The organism is Pseudomonas sp. NFX5, assembly GCF_049132125.1.
GTDB lineage: Bacteria > Pseudomonadota > Gammaproteobacteria > Pseudomonadales > Pseudomonadaceae > Aquipseudomonas > Aquipseudomonas marginalis.
In genome coordinates this window covers 202,196-208,195 of sequence record NZ_JAFMZG010000002.1, presented here as the reverse complement: position 1 = coordinate 208,195, position 6,000 = coordinate 202,196, and the positions used below count along the sequence as shown (strand labels likewise).

General features: G+C 63.9%; 5 protein-coding genes. All 5 read right to left on the bottom strand.

Going from position 1 to position 6,000, the window contains the following annotated elements; genetic code table 11:
* Window positions 1-538: 538 nt before the first annotated feature.
* The 5 genes from J1N02_RS00985 to J1N02_RS00965 are packed head-to-tail and all read right to left on the bottom strand — an operon-like array spanning window position 539 to window position 5,719.
* Window positions 539-1,483, bottom strand: coding sequence for a D-isomer specific 2-hydroxyacid dehydrogenase family protein (locus tag J1N02_RS00985; RefSeq protein WP_405125681.1), 945 nt, complete (start codon window positions 1,481-1,483; stop codon window positions 539-541).
* The gene (locus J1N02_RS00980) at window positions 1,480-2,649 is read right to left on the bottom strand and encodes an acyl-CoA dehydrogenase family protein (protein ID WP_368962540.1); all 1,170 of its coding nucleotides are present in this window, start codon (window positions 2,647-2,649) and stop codon (window positions 1,480-1,482) included. Before J1N02_RS00980 ends, J1N02_RS00985 begins: the two co-directional genes overlap by 4 nt.
* A 39-nt stretch (window positions 2,650-2,688) precedes the next feature.
* Window positions 2,689-3,372, bottom strand: coding sequence for a peroxiredoxin-like family protein (locus J1N02_RS00975; RefSeq protein ID WP_421147069.1), 684 nt, complete (start codon window positions 3,370-3,372; stop codon window positions 2,689-2,691).
* Window positions 3,369-4,733: an LLM class flavin-dependent oxidoreductase gene (locus tag J1N02_RS00970; RefSeq protein ID WP_421147068.1), complete on the bottom strand. Its 1,365-nt coding sequence runs from the start codon at window positions 4,731-4,733 to the stop codon at window positions 3,369-3,371. The genes J1N02_RS00975 and J1N02_RS00970 overlap by 4 nt, the downstream gene beginning before the upstream one ends.
* Before the next feature lie 11 nt (window positions 4,734-4,744).
* On the bottom strand, window positions 4,745-5,719 hold the full coding sequence (locus J1N02_RS00965; protein WP_027608697.1) for an ABC transporter substrate-binding protein: 975 nt from the start codon (window positions 5,717-5,719) through the stop codon (window positions 4,745-4,747).
* Window positions 5,720-6,000: the final 281 nt, after the last annotated feature.

Below are 6,000 nucleotides of genomic sequence, written 5' to 3'. Positions count from 1 at the left end.
CTCTTGGTTCCAGGGCATGATCAGTTACCTCCTGATCATGCGTATTAGCCTGTAAACCATGTCCCCGGTTAGAAATGTAAACGATGTCCCCGGTTTGTACCGGGGCAAGCCCCCTCCCACATTTGGATCTCCATCCAGCAGGCAGACCTCAGCCTGCTTTTGCTCTGCTTTTGCTCTGCTTTTGATCCTAGGCGCCCCGTCAAACACGCTGGCCGAACGCAGGCTTGAATCCGTGGGTAACCCGGCAGGACGCCGGGTTAGCCGTCCTGGGCCAGGGATGGCCCATGACGGCGGCCCACGGATTCAAGCCTTCGTTCGGGCACACCGAGCCTAGGCGAGGTGCCGAGTGTTGGGGCAAGAGCCCTTTGGTTACTTTGGGGCTTTTCCAAAGTGACCCGCCGTAAGGGCGGAACCCTAAGCCGCCGTTACCGCAGCAACGGATATGTACTCGCTCAACTCCAACGACATGGTCGGCCCGAAGGCCGCCACGGGAGCAAGTCGAATCGTCGCACCGCCCCTCCGACATTTTTGAACAGCGTCAGGCGTTAGCCAGATTCGCCAGTTCAACCCCTGAAACGTAGCGCTCCAGATTCGCCAAGAACGTATCGGCAATCTCGTTGCGGCTATTGGTAGAAATCGCTGACGTGTGCGGCGACAACCGTACCCGTGGGTGGCTGTACAGCGGGTGCCCGTCCGGCAAGGGCTCCGGCTCGGTCACGTCGAGCGATGCCAGGCCGATCTGGCCGTTATCCAGGGCCTCCAGCAACGCCTCCTGATCGAGCAGGCCCCCACGGGCGATGTTGATCAGGTGCAGGCCCGGCCTGGCGCTGCCCAGCACATCGCGGTTGATGATATGCCGCGTGGCGTCGGTCAGTGGCGCGGCCACCACCAGGTGGTCGGCGCGGGCGAACAGGTCGTGGATGTCCTGGGCGGCGTCCACGCCGGCGCCGAGCGGTGCCTGGCTCTGACGCAGCGCGACCACCTTGATGCCCAGGCCCAGGGCTTTTTGTGCCAGGATTTCACCAATCGCGCCAAAGCCAAGGATACCCAGGGTGGTGCCCTTGAGGGGGCGCAGGGCGGTGAAGTTCCATTGCGAGTCCTTCACCCAGATGTCCGGCAAATGCTTGGAGGCGGCAAAGATCGCTGCCAGGGCGAACTCGGCCAGGTTGTCGGCGGCGCTGCCTCGGGAGGTGGTCACCGGCGGGCCGTTGAACAGCCATTGCGGGTAGAAGTCGATGCCGGACGATACCAAATGCACCCATTGCGCGCCGTAGGGCCAGCCCGGTGGCGGGGTGTCCGGTGCGGTGTAGCCGCGCACGTTGATCGGGCGCAGCAGCAGGATATTCGCCTGGGGCGGCAGGTCGCTTGGCACGCCTGCCGGCACGCCGATCACCTGGGCTCCGGGGTGGATCGCAGTGAGGCGCGCGCGGATCACGTCGTTGTAGTCTTCGTCCAACTGGCTGGCGATAATCACCTGGGTCATGTGCGTTCCTTCTGGCGTTGGGCGAACACGGCTTTACCCACGCCCTGCAGCACCGCATCGTTCTGCGGGGTATGCACACGACTGCACAGCACATCGCGGTAGTGGCGTTGCAGCGGGCTATGACGTGACAGACCGGGGTTGCCGGAGGCCTCGATGGCCAGCTCCACCGCGCGAATAGCGTTGTGGGTGACCAGGTACTTCAACTGCGCGGCGTTGGCGGCCGGGGTGTGGCCGTCGGCGGCGGCGTCGAGCAGGCTGCGGTTGGCGAACAGCAGGGTGTCGATATGGCCGACGGTTTCCTGGAAACGCGGCAGTGTCGACAGCGCCGCGCCGAGATTGGATGGCTGGCGCTCTTCCAGCCAGTTCACCAGCCAGTCCCGCGCAGCCTGGGCCACGGAGTCATACACCGAGGACAGCAGCACCGACATCCACAGGAAACCCTCGGCATCCAGTTCCGGTTGCGGCGCGCTCCAGGGGCTGACGCTGACGGCGTGGTCCAGTGGCACCAGCACATTGTCGAGCACCACTTCATGGCTGCAGGTGGCGCGCATGCCGAGGTGGTCCCAGGTGTCGATGATGCTTACGCCGGGGCTGTCCTTGGGCACCAGCCAGGCGCCCACCAGCGGGTCGGCGTCATCGCTGCGCGCCCATACGCTGAACCAGCTCAGGCCATGGCTGCCGGTGGAGTAGATCTTGCGCCCGCTGATGCGCCAGCCCTCGGCAGTGCGCACGGCAGTCGTCGCCGGCAGCCCGCCACGGGCCGGGGTGCCGAGGTCGGGTTCGACGCGCAGGGCATTGATCAATGCACCGTCGCGCACCGCGTCCTCGGCCACTCGGGTACGCAGGTGGGGCGGCCAGGTCTTGCTGTCTTGCAGGCGCGTGTGTTGCAGGTATTGCATCACCAGGATCAGTGCGGTGGACGGTTCGCCCTTGGCAATCGCACTGATCGCCTTGCGCGCCTGGGGCAGGCTGGCACCACCGCCGCCGAGGGCCTTGGGCACGGTGAGGGCGACCAGGCCATGGTCGTGCAGCCGCTGGAAGTTGGCATGGGGGAAGGCGCCGCTCTCGTCATACAGGTGCGCGGTGCCGGCCAGCTCGGCGCTGAGGCGTTCGAGCAGGGCCTCGAAGTTGGCGACCTCCACGGAGCGTAGAGACGGTTGGGTCATGAGAATGTACTCGGTCAAAATGTGGGAGGGGCGCTGGGCCTAGATGGCGATGCGTACAGGCTGTTGGCCCAGCAAGCGCTCCACCACCTGCACCACCGGCTCGGCTTCGGTACGCACCAGCCAGTCCGGGCTGACGTCCACGAACGCCACCGTGCCGTCCTGGGCAATCACCACCACGGTCGGTTGCGGCAACTCCCAGGTTCCCGTACCGGTGGTTTCACCGATGTGATTGCCCTTGGCCAGGGCTGCATTGCGCGAGGCTTCGTCGAAGCTGTAGAGGATGCCCAGGCGGCGACCGAGGTGGTTGTCCGGGTCGCTGGCCACCCGCAATTGCAGGGCGTGGCGGCTCTTGATCTCAACCAGGCGTTCAGGCACTTGCGGGCTCACCGCGACCAGGGGTACGCCCAGTTCGCGCAGGCGTGGGTAGAGTTGGCGTTCGTAATAGGGCAGGGCGATATTGCACGCCGGGCAGCCGGCAAAGCGGAAGAAGATCAGCACCGCCGGGCCGTCGGCCAGCAGCCGTTCGCGGGTCAGTTCGCCGCCTTCCACAGTGAGCAGGGTGAAGGGGGCCAGTTCATCGCCGAGCTGCACATAGTCGTCTACCCGTGCTTCATTCACCAGGCGCTGGCGCTGGTCGATATTGACCTGCAACGCCGCCGGCGCCCAGGTGGCTACACGTTCGGCGTGCAGCGCCGCCAACTGACGGTTGAGGGATTCGCTCATGCCAGCGCCTCCTGTTGCGTTTCGACCTCGGCAGTGACGCTGTAACGGTTGGCCGGCACGTCCAGGCCAAGGTTGTCGCGCAGGGTGTGCCCCGTGTATTCGCTACGGAACAGGCCACGCTGTTGCAGCACCGGCACCACCAGTTCGGTGAAGTACTGCAAGCCGTCCGGCAGCACCGAGTTGATGATGAAACCATCGCTGGCCCCGCGCTCGAACCAGGTCTGGATCGCGTCGGCGACTTGCTCCGGGGTGCCGACAAAATCACGCTTGGGCCGCGAGAAGCGCAGCGCCACTTCGCGCAGGGTCAGGCCTTCGTCCCTGGCCAGTTGCTTGATACGGTCGGAGCCGCCTTTCTGGCTGTTGGCGCCCAGGTCGCCGAGCTCCGGGAAGGGCGCGTCCAGCGGGTACTGGCTGAAGTCATGGTCGTTGAACGGGCGACCGAGGGCGACGATGGCATCTTCCACGGTGACCAGCTCCACGGCCTGCTGGTAGCGACTTTCCACTTCGGCCTCGTTGCGGCCGACAATCGGGCGGATGCCCGGCAGGATCGACAGGCTGTCGGCGTCGCGGCCAAAGCCTTTGGCGCGGCGTTTGAGGTCCTGGGTATAAGCCAGGCCTTCTTCGATGCTTTCCACATGCACGAAGATGGCGTCAGCGTTCTGCGCCGCAAAGTTACGCCCGTCTTCGGAGGTGCCCGCCTGGAAAATCACCGGCTGGCCCTGGCGCGAGCGTGCAATGTTCAGCGGGCCTTTGACCGAGAAAAACTCGCCTTTGTGGTTCAGCGCATGCAGCTTGCCCGGGGTAAAGAATTCGCCGCTTTGCTTGTTGTAGGCAAAGGCGTCGTCTTCCCAGGAATCCCACAAGCCCTTGACGGTGTTCAGGTGTTCCTTGGCGATGCGGTAGCGCACGGCGTGGGGTGGGTGCTCGGCTTTACCGAAGTTGTCGGCGGTGCCGCTGAGCCACGAGGTCACCACGTTCCAGCCGGCGCGCCCGCCGCTGATATGGTCCAGGGACGCGAACTGGCGCGCCACCTGGTAGGGCTCGGTGTAGCTGACGGTCACGGTGGCCACCAGGCCGATATGGCTGGTGAGTGCGGCCAGGGCCGAGAGGATGGTCAGCGGCTCGAAGCGGTTGAGGTAATGCGGGCTGGATTTGGCGTGAATGTGCAGGCTGTCGGCGATGAACACGAAGTCGAACTTGGCCGCTTCGGCGAGTTCGGTCTGCTGCTTGTAGAAGCCGAAATTCGTACTGGCATTCGGTTGCGCCTGGGGATGGCGCCATTCGCCCCAACCGTGGCCGACACCGTGGACCATGGCGCCTAATTTCAAATGGCGGGGTTTCAATGGATGTGGCGTGCTCATGTTCTGCTCCTTCAGCGTGATGCTTGGTTGTTGGGGGCGCGCTTGGCGTTAAAGCTCGTGTCGAAGCCCTGGGACACGTCGATGTGCCGGGGCAGCAGGCCTTCTTGCTGGTAGGTGTCGGCGGTGGCCTGCAGGCCACTGATCACGCTGTCGTCAATCAGCACCGGGCTCAGGCGGGTTTCCTTGGCCACGGCCAGATGCACGGCCAGCGGCAGCCCGGTGATTTTGGCCTGGGCGGCGGCGTACTCGTCGGGGTGGGTATTGGCCCAGGCGTAGGCGCGGTCGACGCGGGCGACAAAGTCGTCCAGCTGCGTGCGCTTGTCGGCGATGGCCTGGCCGGTGGCGGCGAGGTACAGGTGGTTGCTCAACAGCGTGTTGCCGCTGGCCAGGATCCGCGCCTGGCTTTGTGAGGTGACCACGGTGGTGTAGGGGTCCCAGGTCGACCAGGCGTCGACGGTGCCGTTATCCAGCACCAGGCGCGACTCGCTGGGCAGCAGGAAAATGAACTGCACATCCTTAGTGGTCAGGCCGGCCGTGGCCAGGGCCTTGATCGCCAGGTAGTGGCCGATGGAGCCGCGGCCGGTGACGATTTTCTTGCCCTTGAGGTCGGCCACCGTCTTGATCGGCGAATCCTTGGCCACCAGCAGGGCGGTGGTGTTACGCCCTTCGGCGTGAATGATGCTGACCACCTTGAGCGAAGCGCCGGCGCCAAGGGCAAACACGTAGGGCGCATCGCCCAGGGCACCGATATCCACGGCACCGGCATTCAAGGCTTCGCCCAGGGGCGAGGCGGACGGGAATTCCGACCACTGGATTTCATAGGGCACGTTTTTCGTTTCGCCGGAGACTTCCAGCAGCGTCTTGATTGTCGATTTCTGATTGGCCACCCGCAGCGGTTGCAGGTCGGCGGCGTGGGCGCCGGTGGCCAGGCCAAGGGCCAGGGCGGTGCCCAGGAGCAGGCGTTTGAACGGAGTGAAAAAGACCATGGGATGCAGGCTCCAGGCAGATCGAAAAAGGGTTCGGCTACCTCCGCCTGGAGAAGGGGTCGGTGAGGAGTTCACGTTATGCCCATAAAAACCTGCTGTGAAAGTCTTTTTGGTTATATGTTAATTATGAAAAACATTAAGATAATTTGTTATCTAATATGCGTTTTATGTATTTTTAAAGTGCGTAATTGCGGCTGGGGTGCCTGGGTTTCCAAAGGGACGGTGCCAATCGCTCTCAGCGCAGGTTTGCATAGTGCGAAGTTGTCTAGGCCACTGTCATT

Coding starts and splice junctions, on each gene's coding strand:
- J1N02_RS00985 (WP_405125681.1), bottom strand. CDS start 1,483: ATGACCCAGGTGATTATCGCCAGCCAGTTGGACGAAGACTACAACGAC.
- J1N02_RS00980 (WP_368962540.1), bottom strand. CDS start 2,649: ATGACCCAACCGTCTCTACGCTCCGTGGAGGTCGCCAACTTCGAGGCC.
- J1N02_RS00975 (WP_421147069.1), bottom strand. CDS start 3,372: ATGAGCGAATCCCTCAACCGTCAGTTGGCGGCGCTGCACGCCGAACGT.
- J1N02_RS00970 (WP_421147068.1), bottom strand. CDS start 4,733: ATGAGCACGCCACATCCATTGAAACCCCGCCATTTGAAATTAGGCGCC.
- J1N02_RS00965 (WP_027608697.1), bottom strand. CDS start 5,719: ATGGTCTTTTTCACTCCGTTCAAACGCCTGCTCCTGGGCACCGCCCTG.